22 protein-coding genes are annotated in these 14945 nt (G+C 54.9%); 21 read left to right on the top strand and 1 reads right to left on the bottom strand.

Translation table 11 applies throughout. The features are described 5' to 3' along the window. On the bottom strand, positions 1-626 hold a 626-nt coding region (locus FHS27_RS30215), incomplete at its 3' end, for a hypothetical protein (protein WP_184310105.1). 324 nt (positions 627-950) lie between these two features. On the opposite strand from FHS27_RS30215, the gene FHS27_RS30210 reads away from it, so the two are divergent. The 21 genes from FHS27_RS30210 (at position 951) to FHS27_RS30110 (ending at position 14360) form a co-directional block, all read left to right on the top strand. Further along, on the top strand, positions 951-1286 hold the full coding sequence (locus FHS27_RS30210; RefSeq protein WP_184310103.1) for a hypothetical protein: 336 nt from the start codon (positions 951-953) through the stop codon (positions 1284-1286). A gap of 734 nt (positions 1287-2020) precedes the next feature. Next, a complete protein-coding gene (locus tag FHS27_RS30205; RefSeq protein WP_184310101.1) occupies positions 2021-2380 on the top strand; it encodes a hypothetical protein in 360 nt (119 codons plus the stop codon). Between the two features lie 164 nt (positions 2381-2544). Beyond that, the gene (locus tag FHS27_RS30200; RefSeq protein ID WP_184310099.1) at positions 2545-2898 is read left to right on the top strand and encodes a hypothetical protein; all 354 of its coding nucleotides are present in this window, start codon (positions 2545-2547) and stop codon (positions 2896-2898) included. 162 nt (positions 2899-3060) lie between these two features. After that, entirely contained in the window at positions 3061-3426 is a 366-nt protein-coding gene (locus tag FHS27_RS30195) for a hypothetical protein (RefSeq protein ID WP_184310097.1), read from the top strand. 151 nt (positions 3427-3577) lie between these two features. Then, entirely contained in the window at positions 3578-4117 is a 540-nt protein-coding gene (locus FHS27_RS30190; RefSeq protein ID WP_184310095.1) for a hypothetical protein, read from the top strand. A 201-nt stretch (positions 4118-4318) separates the two neighbouring features. Further along, the gene (locus tag FHS27_RS30185) at positions 4319-4753 is read left to right on the top strand and encodes a hypothetical protein (protein WP_184310093.1); all 435 of its coding nucleotides are present in this window, start codon (positions 4319-4321) and stop codon (positions 4751-4753) included. Between the two features lie 162 nt (positions 4754-4915). Beyond that, the gene (locus FHS27_RS30180; protein ID WP_184310091.1) at positions 4916-5410 is read left to right on the top strand and encodes a hypothetical protein; all 495 of its coding nucleotides are present in this window, start codon (positions 4916-4918) and stop codon (positions 5408-5410) included. 173 nt (positions 5411-5583) lie between these two features. Next, the gene (locus tag FHS27_RS30175; protein WP_184310089.1) at positions 5584-5946 is read left to right on the top strand and encodes a hypothetical protein; all 363 of its coding nucleotides are present in this window, start codon (positions 5584-5586) and stop codon (positions 5944-5946) included. Between the two features lie 177 nt (positions 5947-6123). After that, positions 6124-6429 (top strand): hypothetical protein, encoded by a 306-nt coding sequence (locus FHS27_RS30170; protein WP_184310087.1) that lies wholly within the window; start codon positions 6124-6126, stop codon positions 6427-6429. 151 nt (positions 6430-6580) lie between these two features. Beyond that, complete coding sequence (locus FHS27_RS30165; RefSeq protein ID WP_184310085.1) at positions 6581-7162, top strand: prolyl hydroxylase family protein; 582 nt, start codon at positions 6581-6583, stop codon at positions 7160-7162. Positions 7163-7312: 150 nt separating this feature from the next. After that, the gene (locus tag FHS27_RS30160; protein WP_184310083.1) at positions 7313-7834 is read left to right on the top strand and encodes a hypothetical protein; all 522 of its coding nucleotides are present in this window, start codon (positions 7313-7315) and stop codon (positions 7832-7834) included. A 152-nt stretch (positions 7835-7986) separates the two neighbouring features. Continuing rightward, the gene (locus FHS27_RS30155) at positions 7987-8352 is read left to right on the top strand and encodes a hypothetical protein (RefSeq protein ID WP_184310081.1); all 366 of its coding nucleotides are present in this window, start codon (positions 7987-7989) and stop codon (positions 8350-8352) included. 164 nt (positions 8353-8516) lie between these two features. Continuing rightward, positions 8517-9065 carry a hypothetical protein gene (locus tag FHS27_RS30150; RefSeq protein ID WP_184310080.1) on the top strand — a complete coding sequence of 183 codons (549 nt, stop codon included), beginning with the start codon at positions 8517-8519 and terminating at the stop codon, positions 9063-9065. Between the two features lie 152 nt (positions 9066-9217). Then, positions 9218-9886, top strand: coding sequence for a tetratricopeptide repeat protein (locus FHS27_RS30145; protein WP_184310078.1), 669 nt, complete (start codon positions 9218-9220; stop codon positions 9884-9886). A 175-nt stretch (positions 9887-10061) separates the two neighbouring features. Next, positions 10062-10445, top strand: coding sequence for a hypothetical protein (locus FHS27_RS30140; RefSeq protein WP_221225502.1), 384 nt, complete (start codon positions 10062-10064; stop codon positions 10443-10445). Positions 10446-10605: 160 nt separating this feature from the next. Continuing rightward, positions 10606-11082: an SMI1/KNR4 family protein gene (locus FHS27_RS30135; RefSeq protein ID WP_390854944.1), complete on the top strand. Its 477-nt coding sequence runs from the start codon at positions 10606-10608 to the stop codon at positions 11080-11082. A 154-nt stretch (positions 11083-11236) separates the two neighbouring features. After that, the gene (locus tag FHS27_RS30130) at positions 11237-11560 is read left to right on the top strand and encodes a DUF5076 domain-containing protein (protein ID WP_184310072.1); all 324 of its coding nucleotides are present in this window, start codon (positions 11237-11239) and stop codon (positions 11558-11560) included. 730 nt (positions 11561-12290) lie between these two features. Further along, positions 12291-12593, top strand: coding sequence for a hydrolase (locus FHS27_RS30125; RefSeq protein ID WP_184310070.1), 303 nt, complete (start codon positions 12291-12293; stop codon positions 12591-12593). A gap of 198 nt (positions 12594-12791) precedes the next feature. Further along, entirely contained in the window at positions 12792-13238 is a 447-nt protein-coding gene (locus FHS27_RS30120; protein ID WP_184310068.1) for a hypothetical protein, read from the top strand. 179 nt (positions 13239-13417) lie between these two features. Next, positions 13418-13831, top strand: a complete 414-nt coding sequence (locus FHS27_RS30115; RefSeq protein WP_184310066.1) for a hypothetical protein — start codon at positions 13418-13420, stop codon at positions 13829-13831. A gap of 163 nt (positions 13832-13994) precedes the next feature. Further along, positions 13995-14360, top strand: coding sequence for a hypothetical protein (locus tag FHS27_RS30110; RefSeq protein ID WP_184310064.1), 366 nt, complete (start codon positions 13995-13997; stop codon positions 14358-14360). Positions 14361-14945 lie beyond the last annotated feature (585 nt).

Below are 14945 nucleotides of genomic sequence, written 5' to 3'. Positions count from 1 at the left end.
AGGTACGGCTTAATTGTGTTCTTCTTGTAGTTGCGGATCAACAATTCCCGCCGCACCAAGGCGATGAACTCGGAACACGACGGCCGTTGGCTCCGCAAATCCACGACCGCCATCTCACTGCGGAAATCACGCGTGTCGATGATCTGGTCGCGTGGTGCTTCGCGACCGATCGCCGCCCGGTACGCGGTCTCGTCTCGGTAACGATGCACCGGATCGGCCACTCGCTCACGAGTCTCAGTGACGCCATCCTCCTCGGCTCGATCAACCCGATCACCCCCACGTTCACCGGCTCCTCGAGTTCCTGAAACTCGAGTTCCTGAAACTCGAGTTCCTGAAACTCGCCCGACTGAGTCACGCCCGCCTGCCTCTCTCCCCGTAGGCCCCGAATCCCCATGAGGCGTATGCGATCCGTCGCCGCTGCCCCGCGAGCCCGGTTCGCGATTTTCATCCCGCCTGAGCGTCTTCGCCCTCGGAAACACCTTTTGCGTTTCCGATCGCTCCCTCCGCGTCGGTGGAGTTGGCGGGTCCTTCTTGAGACTCCGCACGAGGCCGCGTTCGTGAACAGCCGCGGCGATTTTGTTTCGGGTCAGCCTCGCGGCTTCGGAGAACAAATCATTCGGATCCATGGCGTGGCCCTCCCCCATGCACTTTTCGAACTACTTTTGCGACATCTCTTCGAGACCCATCAGATCAGGACCAATCAGATCGGACACCCACGATCCCGAACCCGGATTTCGCCCCACTCATCGATCAAGCGGGCTATCGAAGCTAACGCTTCCCAGCGAGCGATCAAGAAAATACGCTCGAAAAAGTCCAAGAAAGATGAACAAACCCACACCACGGGATTGCACCTCCCCCCCAAAGAAGCCAAAATTCACCCCTTTCCCGACACCCCCGCGTTTATTGCGACAGGGTGTCGCCTATAAACATGTTAGGCGACTCAATCAAACATGACGTGGACGCCTTTTGACTCTGGTTCGTCGATCGGCACGGTTGTCTCCGAGGGCATCGTCGTTGCTGACTTCGAGCACGAACTCGGCGCTCGCATCACGATCGAGCGTGACGGCGTGATCGCGCCGTTTGCGATTACCTGCGGCATCTACGGCTGGTTCGTCCACACTCGCTTCTTCTCGACACACGATGAGGCCGATGCTGAATGCGCCGCGATGCAATCCGCAATGGATGCAATCATCCAGACAATCCCGCTAACATCTGATCCCGAATGTGATGCAAAGATGGCTGCCGTTTCGCAGGCAATCTCTGACTTCGTTGACACTTATCCGTAGTCCAACGTCGCCTAACATGGTTTTTACGCTAGGCCTACGGCACACCTTCGTCCTTTGGCAACGGTCGCTGGCTTTGGTACAATTTCCGTAGTTCAGGCATCGTTCGCTTCGTTTAGGGCGGTGTCGTAAAAACCTTCCGTTGTGCGACTCAGCGTTTTGGATGACAACCCATACCAATCCCCGACAGACGGGAGCCCTTCCGATGCCCCGCCTCCAAGCAAGGCCCTCGCAACGTGGGCGATCTGGTTGTCTGTGATCTTCGGTATATCGCCTGTCGGTGGCGATATATTGTTCTCTGTCTCGCGCGCCCAGAATCCATTCATTTACATCGGGCTTGCGCTGCTTTTTCTTACATTGATGGCCACTCCACTCGTGTTTCTGTTCCTTCGCGGGGGCACTCGTGCATTTGCCGCGACCCCAATTCGCATCACGATCAGCTGCCTGATTATCGCTTTCTTTGTTTTCGTCCACGGCAGCATGTTGGTAGAACGTTTCTAGCCCAATCCGTCGCACAACATGGTTTTTACGCAAGGCCGCGGCTTCGTTGTTGGAGCGTCGTTTGGTTTGCCTAAATCACTCGCTTCGGTGACGCGTTTTGGTTTGCCGCGCCGCGGACACCGCCTCTTTGGCAACGTGATTTCTTTTTGGTAAACTATTTAGTGTTGCGACGCTTTTTGACTTCGGAGAGAAGCGGTGTCGTAAAAACCTTCCGTTATGTGACCTAGCGCACTGCCATGGATGACTCAACGCCGCCAATCGCTTGGGACACCACTTGGCAATCTGCAGTCGATCATTTCGGCAACCTCAACTCTGATTCCATGCGGGCGATGACCCAGCTGGTTGCAACCGTTTCTAAGCTTCCCGAGGTGCGCGGGTTGTTCGCGATTCCGTCGATGACGACTTTGCGGATTTCACCCTATTCCTGCTATCCAGACTGGTTTGACGGTCGGTTCATCACTGTCGATGCCAATGGCGCTGATGCCGTCACCATTCGTGTCGCGACCAATGGCCACGATTCCAAACCACAACGGGTTGACTGCCCATTCGCTGATGCCGCCGCCATGATCGCACGCCTTTGTCACGACAAAATGTAGGGTTCCGGTCACATAACATGGTTTTTACGCTAGGCCTGCGGCACACCTTCGCTCTTTGGCAACGCTCGCTGGCTTTGGTACAATCTCTCGTAGTTCATGCATCGCTCGCTTCGTTCAGGGCGGTGTCGTAAAAACCTTCCGTTGTACGCCGCAGGTGATCTCTAATGCTCGACATTTCTGAGGCGAGTCCCTACGCGGTATCCGTTCAGTTCGCCCACGACATTTTGGAATGCCTCTCCTACTACGATCTCGATGAGCTGCAAAAACTCATCGACGAAAACGACTCCGGAGTGCCTATTGGACAATCTTTCCCGCAGCCTGATGGATTCCAATACTGCCCACCCGCCGAATTCAACAACTGGACCGTACATTTTGTCGCCATTTCCGATACCGGCTTCTCCTGCGAATTCGAGATGCCATTTGCCGGTTCCGAATTTCGCCCCATGATGGCACGCTTTACGATGCGTCGCCACGGAGACGTCTTGCGCGTGCACTTTGATGCTGTTGTCCCCTCGTAGTTCAGCGGCGTACAACATGGTTTTTACGCTAGGCCTTCGGCACACCTTCCAACTTTGTCAACGCGGGCTGGTCTTGGTACAATCTCTTGTAGTTCAGACATCGCTCGCTTCGTTCAGGGCGGTGTCGTAAAAACCTTCCGTTGGCCGACCCAGAGTTACCCGATGTCCGTGACAATCTCGATTGCGCCGACTTCCGACGACACTTGGATCATCCGCAACGCGGTATATCGCTGGTTGGTCAATCGCGTCGCCGACGCGCATCCCGACCGGCCCGATGTTGTCGAGCAACTCACCATTAGCGGCTACAACGGCGGCATCTCGTTGGAACGCCACCTCGAAGAGTCGCCGGAACTGTCCCTGCGAATCGCGGATTCTCTTCGCACTACAATTGACCATATCCGCTCCAATGCCGTGCCGCTCACTGACGATGCGGGACGACCGTGGCCCGAACTTCAGCAGCAGGTTTACGATTCGCTAGGTGAATTGCGAGATATCCTGTCGCGTTTCCCGATGGAAACTCAACCGTAGCGTAGTGTCGGCCAACATGGTTTTTACGCTAGGCCTTCGGCACACCTTCGCTCTTTGGCAACGGGCGTTGGCTTTGGTACAATTTCTCGCAGTTCGGGCATCGTTCGCTTCGTTCAGGGCGGTGTCGTAAAAACCTTCCGTTGTCGGTCAGATGATGATTTCAGACTCTGTCCAATCCTGCTTTCCCGACGGTGTTCGGTTACCCAACGCGATTCGGTGTATTTGCGATTTCCTTGATGCCAACGGTTATCCAATCTCTGGGTGCTTCGAGGTCAACACGCGTGGCGACGATGCCGCTTCGTGGTTCCCGAGCGACACAGGCATGCAACGGCAGATCGCAGTCTTTGGCAACGGTTCAACAGGGTCGACCTACGCACTGTGGTTGACCCACAGCCCAAATCCAGACGACGCGCCGGTTGTGCTGCTCGGTTCGGAGGGCGACTTCAAGGTACTCGCCGAATCTCCAACCCAATTTTGCCAACTTCTCGGATGTGGCTACGACGAGCTGGAGTGGGATGACCTTTCAACAACTCCAACGGGCCGCGATGCAACTGCACCGTTCCGTAAATGGATTGCGGACAAACTCGGCCTTGATTGTCCCTCAACTGGTGATGCCATCGCTCAACATGCCGCCGATCGTTTTCCGGGGTTCGCTGATTGGGTCACCACTTGGCAGGATGGCAACCTCTAGACCGACAACATGGTTTTTACGCTGGGGCCTTCGGCACACCTACGATGTTTGGCAACGCTCGCTGGCGTTGGTACAATTTTCGTAGTTCAGGCATTGCTCGCTTCGTTCAGGGCGGTGTCGTAAAAACCTTCCGTTGTCGGACAGAGACCTATTGTGGCCACCGAGTATCACGACGTTATCACCTTGTTGGAAAGTGAAGCATTGGCCGACGTTGAAACTGCAATCGCGGCAGGCATTCAAATGGCTATCTGTCGTGACCATCTCAACACTACAGCTAACTACACGCAGGCCGAAATCTCACTTTCTGGCCTCACGATTGATCAGATATCGTCGATTCTCCGCAGTGACCAGAGTTCTTTGATCGACTTCGGTGTTCGGTTTCTTCGTGACGAAGAAGCAACGGAAGAAGTCCAAGAGTATCCCGCAGGAGAAGAACCGGATCCCGACGACGTGGATGAAACGGTTACGGAACACGGGCTCGGAGTGGGATTCGGGATTACGTATGCAATCTATTGGCATTTTCTAACGAATCACACTGCCAAAGACTTCACCGAATTTCTAAAGAAGCGCCGCATCCCGGGCGCTCGTAAGTTCGCAACCGATTTGCGTCGCATATACGCTGACCTAAAACCATAGCTTGGGACTGTCCAACAACATGGTTTTTACGCTAGGCCTTCGGCACACCTTCCCGCTTTGGCAACGCGGGCTGGCATTTGTACAATCTTTCGTAGTTCAGGCATCGCTCGCTTCGTTTAGGGCGGTGTCGTAAAAACCTTCCGTTGCACGACAGGCTTTCCCGTGGGGCACACAGCACCAATCCAATGCCCGACCTGCTCGGCGATTCAAAACGTTGAACTGAAGGACGCTGGTATCGACGACGATGCGGCAACCGTCAGCTACGTCTTTAACTGCGATTGCGGGTTCTCTCATGTTTTCGATAATTCGCCAATGGAGGACGTCATCCCATTTATCGCGAACATGCCTGAGTCACAGCTTGTCGCGGACGCGTCCAGCAAGTCCGCGAAACCCTACATCTGGCCGCCGGACGTAAGAGCGACAATCGACAAGCAACGTCGTCCACTTCCGGGATCGGAAGCAAAACGTAATCTGCGTTCTGCGGCACTTGATTTGCCGAAGCCACACGACGATCAATGGTGGTTGGTATACGACCTCAGTCCGCCAGTTGTATTCGACCCAAACTCTAACGATTACGCGATCGTCGATGACGACGGCAGCGTTCGCGTTGTTGGCGACATTGTGGCGTTGGTTTCCGAGATTCAAGCTCAATCGTAGGGCTCTGTCGTGCAACATGGTTTTTACGCTAGGCCTTCGGCACACCTTCCTTGGTTGGTCACGCGGGCTCGCACTGGTACAATCTCTCGTAGTTCAAGCATCGCTCGCTTCGATTAGGGCGGTGTCGTAAAAACCTTCCGTTACACGACCTAGTCGATTGGTGAATCACGCCGATGAAACTCTACATCACCCGTGACAGTGTTGCCGCCGGTGATGACGTTGATGCCCCGCACGCTCGCAACTCGTCGGTTACCGATGACGCTGACGTTTCCCAAATTGTCGCTGCGTGTCTTGCCGCTTCCCCACTTCCGGCGATCGCCGGTGGGGATGCATCGTGGGCGCTGTCGTCCGGTGTTCCGCTCGCTGTCATCGCGCAACAGTGGGCGTCGCCAAAACTTGTCTCTCAGTTCCCACTCAATCCAAATCGCCTTGACCTAACCGACGGCACCTTGCGATTGCATTTCACATATTTCGCACAACAATCTCCAGATGACGTATTTATTGTGCTTGAACGACTTCGGCTACACGCACAATAATGGTGCCGGTCGTGTAACATGGTTTTTACGCAAGGGCCTTCGGCACACCTACCAACTTTGCCGACGCGGGCTGGCCTTGGTACAATTTCTCGTAGTTCAGACATCGCTCGCTTCGTTTAGGGCGGTGTCGTAAAAACCTTCCGTTGGGCGGCACAGATGCAGCTAACCGTTCGCAAGATGATGCAAACGTCCGGCCCCGGCTATGTCGTCAAATACACAGCTGACTTTGACGCCGTTCCGTCGACCGACGCTGTAACTGCTTCTGTCGCCAACTGGATGCCCGACGATGCTGACCCGGCCTTGGTCGAAATGGCCCGTGAGTTCATCGCTGATGCCTTCACGCAAGTCCTTAACCCGCGCGGCCTCTCCGCCACGGTTGTGATCCGCGACCTCGTGATTCATGATGTTGACTTTTCAGAATACGCGTTCAAACGCTTCACGATTGCTGGGCTCGAGGCGCTGCTTGCGGAATCCAGCGCGTAGTGCCGCCCAACATGGTTTTTACGCTAGGCCTTCGGCACACCTTCCTTGGTTGGTCACGCGGGCTGCCCTTGGTACAATCTTCTCTAGTTCAGACGTCGTTCGCTTCGTTCAGGGCGGTGTCGTAAAAACCTTCCGTTGGCCGACCTAGACCATGACATTGGTTGCCAAATTCGTTGACCCCGACATCTTCACTGTGGCTGGCGTTTTCTCCGCCGCCGAGTGTTGCGAGCTGATCGACCGCGCCGAATCTATCGGGTTTGACGCCGCATCGGTGCGCACTCACTCTGGCCCCAAGATGATGACCAACATTCGCAACAACGATCGCGTCAATCTCGACGACCCCGAACTCGCCTCGGTAATGTGGTCTCGTATTTCGCACGTCTTACCCTCAATCGACGACCAGCACGCCGTCGGCGTCGACTCCCGCCTGCGTTTCTACCGATACGAACCCGGTCAGGAATTCAAACGGCACAAGGATGGTTCCGTGACCAACGACGATGGCCACCTCAGCAAACTGTCGTATCTGGTTTACCTCAATGGCGACTTTGACGGTGGCTCAACCACGTTTCGCGACTACGATGGCAAGGGTGAATCCCGACGCAAAATCGAACATGTAATTACACCGATTGCTGGCTCCGCATTGCTCTTTCACCACCAACGCTGGCACGAAGGTTCTGCGCTCGTCTCGGGTCGAAAATATGTTCTTCGATCCGACGTTTTCTACAGCGCGTAGGTCGGCCAACATGGTTTTTACGCTAGGCCTTCGGCACACCTTCCTTGGTTGGTCACGCGGGCTGGCCTTGGTACAATCTCCGTAGTTCAAGCATCGCTCGCTTCGTTTAGGGCGGTGTCGTAAAAACCTTCCGTTATGTGCCGCAGCTCAATGAAATGGATCGCGATTATCCTGATGTGCGTCGCGACCTGTGTGTTGTATGGCATCATCCACGACCAGATCACCGCTCGAATCTGTATTGAATACTTCACCATTGGCCACCCTCCGGTTTTCCCAACCGACGACCCAACGTTGCTCGGACTCGGATGGGGTGTTATCGCGACTTGGTGGGTTGGCGTCCTCCTCGGTGTCCCCCTTGCGGCTGCATGCCGTTTGGGACGCTGGCCCAAACGTGAACCGCGAACACTGTTGCGACTACTTATTCGCTTGACCGCTATCTCGTTCGCAATTGCCGTGCTCGCGGGCCTTGTCGGATGGGTTGCCGCCTCAAATGGCTGGGTTTTTCTTGTTGGCTCAATCGCCGATCGCGTTCCGACTGATCGACACGTTCCATTTCTGATTGACCTTTGGGCGCATAGTGCCAGCTATCTGGTCGGGTTTGTCGGCGGTATTGTCGTTATTGTCATGGTTTTGCTCGGCAGGCAACGCGAACACCTGCGAAGCGGCACATAACATGGTTTTTACGCTAGGCCTTCGGCACACCTTCCTTGGTTGGTCACGCGGGCTGGCATTGGTACAATCTCTCGCAGTTCAAACATCGCTCGCTTCGTTTAGGGCGGTGTCGTAAAAACCTTCCGTTGTGCGGCCTAAATCGAACGCAACTTATGGCTTTTCTGGTCTGTCCAACATGCGGCGCGGAGTACCACGCCCTGATCAGCGATCCAGAGACTTGGTACGCCGAACGATATCCTGATGTCGCCGTTGGCTCGGTTGTTCCCGGGCTGTGCTTTGACTGCTTCCCCGACCTCACAATTGGCGATACTGTCGACATCCGCAATCACGGCGAACCACTCGATGGCCAAACAGGCGCCATCCAACAGATTGTCGTTGACCCTGCTGGTTGCGGGGCGATCTACTTCGTTCGCCTTCCGAATGGTCGTGATCGTGCGTTGGCTCGGTGCAATTTGCGAAAACACCGCGAGGCTCCAAATGATGCCCCGCCCGCGTCTCCCAAGACTGGCTACTTCTAGCGGCTTGCCGGCCGCACAACATGGTTTTTACGCTAGGCCTTCGGCACACCTTCGCTGTTTGGCAACGCTCGCTGGCCTTGGTACAATTCCTCGTAGTTCAGGCATCGTCCGCTTCGTTCATGGCGGTGTCGTAAAAACCTTCCGTTGTCCGCCGCAGATCACTCATGGCCTTACCGGAGCACTTGATTCCTGTCGTCACACGCATTGAGGCGTTGGTTGTTTCCGCTCCACCTTCACCTTGGCGTCTCACTGTGCAATCCGGGATTGGCGGGCTAACCGACGTCGGATTCGGCCCCGACACCGATTTGCTGCTCGTCGTCTCCTCGCAAGGCCGTGGCGTCTTTGACTGCACAACCGGTGAACGCGTTGCCCGCGATGGTGACGTTGAAACAGACTTCCATGATGCGTCGCGTATGCTCGCCGATGGAGTCGGCCCACTAGACGGCATCTCGGTTCCTATGGCTGGCCTCAATGGCGGTGGCCTGTCCGGCGGCACTTCGGACGGCTGGACTGTCGATGACTTTACACTCGAATGGCCGCACCACACATTGCTTCTCAATGGCCCGTTTTCATGGCCATACGACATCAATGGCCAACTGTGGAAACTGGGCGCCGAATCGGAGTTGCGAGCTTTTGGTTTTTCCACCACCGGGCTTTCGTTGGTCATCGCCACAAGCAGTGATGTGATCGCATGGTCTCGCCCCAGCGCGTAGCGGCGGACAACATGGTTTTTACGCTAGGCCTTCGGCACACCTTCCCACTTTGGCAACGCGGGCTGGTATTGGTACAAATTCACGTAGTTCAGGCATCGTTCGCTTCGTTTAGGGCGGTGTCGTAAAATCCTTCCGTTGTCGGGACGAGGCTAATGGCGATGGACGCCGAACATGACGCACTTTACGCCGACGTCGAACGGTTGCTCAACGCTGAATCTAACAGCGACGATGATGACGCCAAGCGTGATCTCGTGGACACCGCAATCTCCAAGGCCGCCGCTTTGGTGCAGCAGTCACCCAACAACGCGGACTTTCACCATCTTCACGGCCTCGCTTGGTACCACCACCCAGACAAAACCAACGCTCGGCTCACCAACATCCGTTCCGCATTGCAGCGTGCTCTGTCGATCGAACCCCAACACCATTTCGCTAACCAATACATTGGCTACATCAACTTCGACGTCGGCGATTACGCCACTGCAAAACCCCACTTCGACGCGACCGATCACGTGTTCTTTGAGTCCATTGACCAGAAATGGAGATCGCTCAAGGCGATCGAATTGGCATTCGTTTGCCAACTGCGTCTCAACCAACCGGTCGATACGGATGCTCTCAATCAATTCTTTGCGTCGTATTTGGCTGAGGAACGCGAAACAATCCCCAATACCGTTGTCCCGCTGGAATTGCGGCGTTGCGCTGAATGGCTTTTCGACCAAAACGGTAATACGAATGCTGAGCCTCTACATTCAATCGTAAACTTCCTTCACGCCTGTGGTGATCTTGCGCGGTCGGATCACTCTGGACTCAGAGCGACTCGGTAGTTCATCGCCCGACAACATGGTTTTTACGCTGAGGCCCTCCGGGCACACCTTGGCTCTTTGGCAACGGGCCATGGCCTTGGTACAATCTCTCGTAGTTCAGATATCGTTCGCTTCGTTCAGGGCGGTGTCGTAAAAACCTTCCGTTGTACGGTCGAGAATGACAGAACACGTCACGATGTTTTCCGACGATGCACTCGCTGTCCTCGACGCGATGCCGCACGATGCATCCGCAACATTCGCGTACCACCACTTCGCTGGCGGGTTCTACTGGTCGGACGAATTCCCCGATACCACATCGCCCGACTGGAACGTTGTTTCACACGATGACGTTTATCGATACCTCATTCGTATTCGACGCTGCATCACGTTTGACGACGCCGACCTTACTTCGCTTCCACTATGGCGGCAGGTCGTCCATTTTGCACCAAATTGGCCCGGCCTTCGCGCTGATCGTCGTGAGGGCGCGATCGTCAAACGCCTACGGGCTGCTGAGCGTCTTGCCGAGAAATGCTTGGACGAGTTGGATGCTGAACTGTCTGGTCGCGATGGAGACCTTTGATCCAGCGCCGCCGGACAACATGGTTTTTACGCTAGGCCTTCGGCACACCTTCCTTGGTTGGTCACGCGGTCTGGCGTTGGTACAATCTCTCGTAGTTCATGCATCGCTCGCTTCGTTCAGGGCGGTGTCGTAAAAACCTTCCGTTGTCGGTCACAGCGAAATGGCAGATCACACCGCTATCTTGGCCCGACTTCACGCGATTTCCACTGCGATCCCTGATTATTCTCGGCCCGCGTTTTCTGCGCCTTCGACACCGTCGCAACTTGATGCCTTCGCCGAGGTTATTGGCCATGCCGTGCCATCCGACGTTCACTCTTTTCTTGCCATGCATGATTCCGTTTCGGCACCAGATATTCACAACGGGTACTTTATCGGCGATACATCGGCTCTGACGCGATCCATACAACGTGGCGACTTCCCAACCGCCATTGGCTCGACTTCCGTTTTTTCGATTGGCTCCGATGGTGGCGGCAATGCGTTTCTCACACAATCTGACGACAACGGTCCAGTTTGGAAATGGCGAAACGATATCGGAGACTATCTGCAACTGTCAGACACGTTCATTGGGTTCCTTGGTCGCGTTGCCGACGACTTTGATGCGTATTCGCGGGGCGACGAGCGATGGCAGTTCATGTGACCGACAACATGGTTTTTACGCTAGGCCTTCGGCACACCGCTGTCGTTTGTTCAAATCTCCATCTGCTGTTAGAATCTTCCTTGGTTCAGACTTGAATGGCATCGCAACGGCGGTGTCGTAAAAACCTTCCGCTGTACGCACCTAGCGAGTCTTGATGGCAGACAATCGCAAACCCTTGATGCTTCCTCCCGCTGCCGAAACCGATGACAACGCCATCGAAATGCTTCGTGCATGGATCGCGGAGGGCGGCATACACTGCGTACTGAATGCTGGACACTGGCACAATGGCTCCGACATTGATGAACGCCACGCTTGGGGGATCATGCTGGCCGATATCGCCAACCACATTTCCAACGCAATGGAGGACGTCGCCGGATTCGATCGACGCGAATCACTCAAAATGGTTGCGGAATCATTCAACACTGAAATCACCAATCGCACTTCGGAACATCGCGGCGAATGGCCAACTGATGGGTGACCGCAACGGTATCGTCCGGTGCGTACAACATGGTTTTTACGCTAGGCCTTTGGCACACCTTCCTTGGTTGGTTACGCGGGCTGGCATTGGTACAATCTCTCGTAGTTCAGACATCACTCGCTTCGTTTAGGGCGGTGTCGTAAAATCCTTCCGTTGTGCGGCAACAATCAAACGTGATGGAACCTAAGAACCTTCGGGAAGGGCTTGTTTGTCGGATTGTCCATCTCGATACTCCAGCGTCGAACTCGCTGAGCACTGCGCAAAATACGCATTTTCGTCTCAACGGCGGCGTGATGCTGAATCCGGTGGCTGCTATCGCGGTTTGGGATCGAATGCTCGCCCTCCCGCATGGGGACCAAATGCGATGCCATACTCCTCGATATGCAATCTGCCTTAACTTCGACGATGGTCGGTTTTACAACGCCGCGATTTGCTGGGACTGCAACAATATCTCGGTTTCCACAAGCGGCGAATATTCTTGGCGTACATTTGATGCCAAATCCGAGGCTGCCCAGTCACTTCTCGCATACATACGTGATCTCGTACCTGACGACGACACCGAAACGTAGTTCAGTTGCCGCACAACATGGTTTTTACGCTAGGCCTTCGGCACACCTTCCTTGGTTGGTCAGGCGGGCTGGCCTTGGTACAATCTCTCGTAGTTCAAACATCGTTCGCTTCGTTTAGGGCGGTGTCGTAAAAACCTTCCGTTATGTGACCGAGGTGCTCGTTGGATCGTAAACGCGTAATCTACATTGACGTCGATGACACGCTGATCCGCACTGTTGGCACCACACAGATTCCGATGCCGGCCAGCGCGGATTACGTTCGGCGGATGCACGCCGCTGGTCACACGCTCTACTGCTGGTCTCGCGGCGGTGGCGACTACTCACGCGATGTTGCTACTTCCCTTGGTATCGCTGACTGCTTCGTCGGCTTCCTGCCCAAACCTGACATCTGCCTCGATGATCGTGGCGACCAACTACTTGACTATTGTGACGTGATCCTGCCCAGCAACGCGTCAAATCACTGATCGCGGCCAATGCTCGCCCCATGCTCGCGGTCACATAACATGGTTTTTACGCTAGGCCTTCGGCACACCTTCCTTGGATGGTCACGCGGGCAGGCATTGGTACAATCTTTCGTAGTTCAAACATCGTTCGCTTCGTTAAGGGCGGTGTCGTAAAAACCTTCCGTTAGCGGACAGAGATCATTTGCTATTGAGACCGCAATGAGTGAATCCGTCTTCAAGTTCTATCCGCTAGAACCGACTCGCGGCTTTCTCCCCGGCGAATCCGATGCGATTATCTCCGCGCTCCGTGATGCCAACGGTTCTTCGATTGCTGCTGACACAATCCAACTCCACTACCACGCTGGCATTCAATTCGTCGATTGCGGCTCGGCCCTCGAACGCATCAGGTGTCCGCTGTGTGGTGACTCAATCCCAAACGACCAATGGCAATCCGCGATGGACGCCGACTTCCACACGTCCACTGGATTCGCTCTCACAACTGCCGTTCCATGTTCCTGCGGTCGCGATATTCCTCTACACGGCCTCCGCTATGATGCACACTGCGGGTTTTCGCGTTCGTGGGTCTCTGTCGTGGTGCATTCACACTTTTGGCTGGGTTGGTTATTACAATACCCTTGGATTGGCCACGTAGAGGCTCAGGTTTGACGCGTTACTCCGCTTCACTGTCCGCTAACATTGTTTTTACGCTGAGGCCCTTCGGCACACCTTGGCTCTTTGGCAACGGGCCTTGGCCTTGGTACAATTCTCGTAGCTCAGGCATCGCTCGCTTCGTTCAGGGCGGTGTCGTAAAAACCTTCCGTTGTCCGACTCAGCGAAATCCAGACATGCCACTTAACGACATCCTGAACTGTGCGGAATCTGACCTTTGGACCATCCTTGACGCTGAGGACGCGTACCAAACGGACGGCTGGTTCATGGCCAAACGTATTGGCATGATCGAACTCTGCCAACTTGGCGAAATGCTTGGCGTTGCATCGTACGACGAGCTGACATCGGGCTCCAATCTGATCGGCGACCCCCGCGATGAGGGCCCTTGGCCGCAGACCATCCCCACCGCACTGATTGACCGTCTTCGCACTGTGACGGACGCCGACATTTCCGCCGTTGTTCCCAAATGGGCAGGCATCGAGGAATTTCGCGGCGGTGCAACCACGGAATCGTTGGCTGAATACCTGCAGACGTTCCGAACCTATCTAGCGGATCGGTCGGGCGAATTCTTCATGGTCAACGCACTCTAGCATCGACGTCGGACAACATGGTTTTTACGCTAGGCCTACGGCACACCTTCGTCCTTTGGCAACGTTCGCTGGCCTTGGTACAATTTTCGTAGTTCAGGCATCGTGCGCTTCGTTCAGGGCGGTGTCGTAAGAACCTACCGTTATGTGCCGCTAGTTTCCTCAGATGTCACGAGAATTTCATATTGGTGGCAACGCCTTCGCTATTGCGGAATTTTCCACTGCAGCTAGTTGGCACTTGAACCTTCTTGCACGCACCGAAGGTTTCCCAAACGTTGCGTCAGTTATTGGAACCATCGACGTTCACTATCCATGCCTTACTTCGCGCGACGGACAACCGCCCGTTTTTCGCGCAACTGTCGTTCTCGACGCCGAATCTCTAGACCCTACCGACACTAAACCGACACGCGACCAGATTGATGTTGCGTTGCGACGTGAATTTGAGATCTCTGATAACGCCGACTGGAGTTTGGGACACTACGAATGTGCCGAAGGACACGAGGACGAATTCGATAGTGGTGCGTATCACTGATTTGCCGCGGCACATAACATGGTTTTTACGCAAGGGCCGCTCTCACTTGGAAAACCCCTCGGCCATGAAAGTTCATTGCTTCGTTGACGTTTTTCTCCGATTGAGACAGCGGCACACCCTCGCTTTTGCTCAAGCCGCGATCACTTGGTACAATCCTTTGTGATTCGACATCTTTGGGTTCCGCTTGGGACGGGTGTCGTAAAAACCTTCCGTTATGTGACCTACCGATTTGGACTACTTCCGATTCAAAACGTCATTGCCGGACGACGCCCTTTGGGATGGTGACGACAACATCCGTCCCGCGGGCCTCAACGTCGCACATGCTATCGTGTCCTCGCTGCCCGAACGCGGAATGACGTTTGGCTCGCTCTACCAACGATCACACTATGGCTGGGAATTCGACATCTGCACTCTCGGCTCTCCCTCCCATTCCGTCTGCCAATGCGTGCTTCAACCGCACTTTGATTCATGGGTATGTCCCATTTGTTGCTGAAACTCGTGATGGTCTCTCTAGTAAAAACGTAAGTGATCGGGTTTGAGTGGGCAACAAGCCCCACCTCCTGGAGCTCGCCGTAGGCGAGCTCC

Source organism: Aporhodopirellula rubra, from assembly GCF_014192335.1.
GTDB classification, from domain to species: Bacteria; Planctomycetota; Planctomycetia; order Pirellulales; family Pirellulaceae; genus Rhodopirellula; species Rhodopirellula rubra.
The sequence above is the reverse complement of the archived record's forward strand: the minus strand, read 5'-3'. Positions and strand labels throughout refer to the sequence as shown.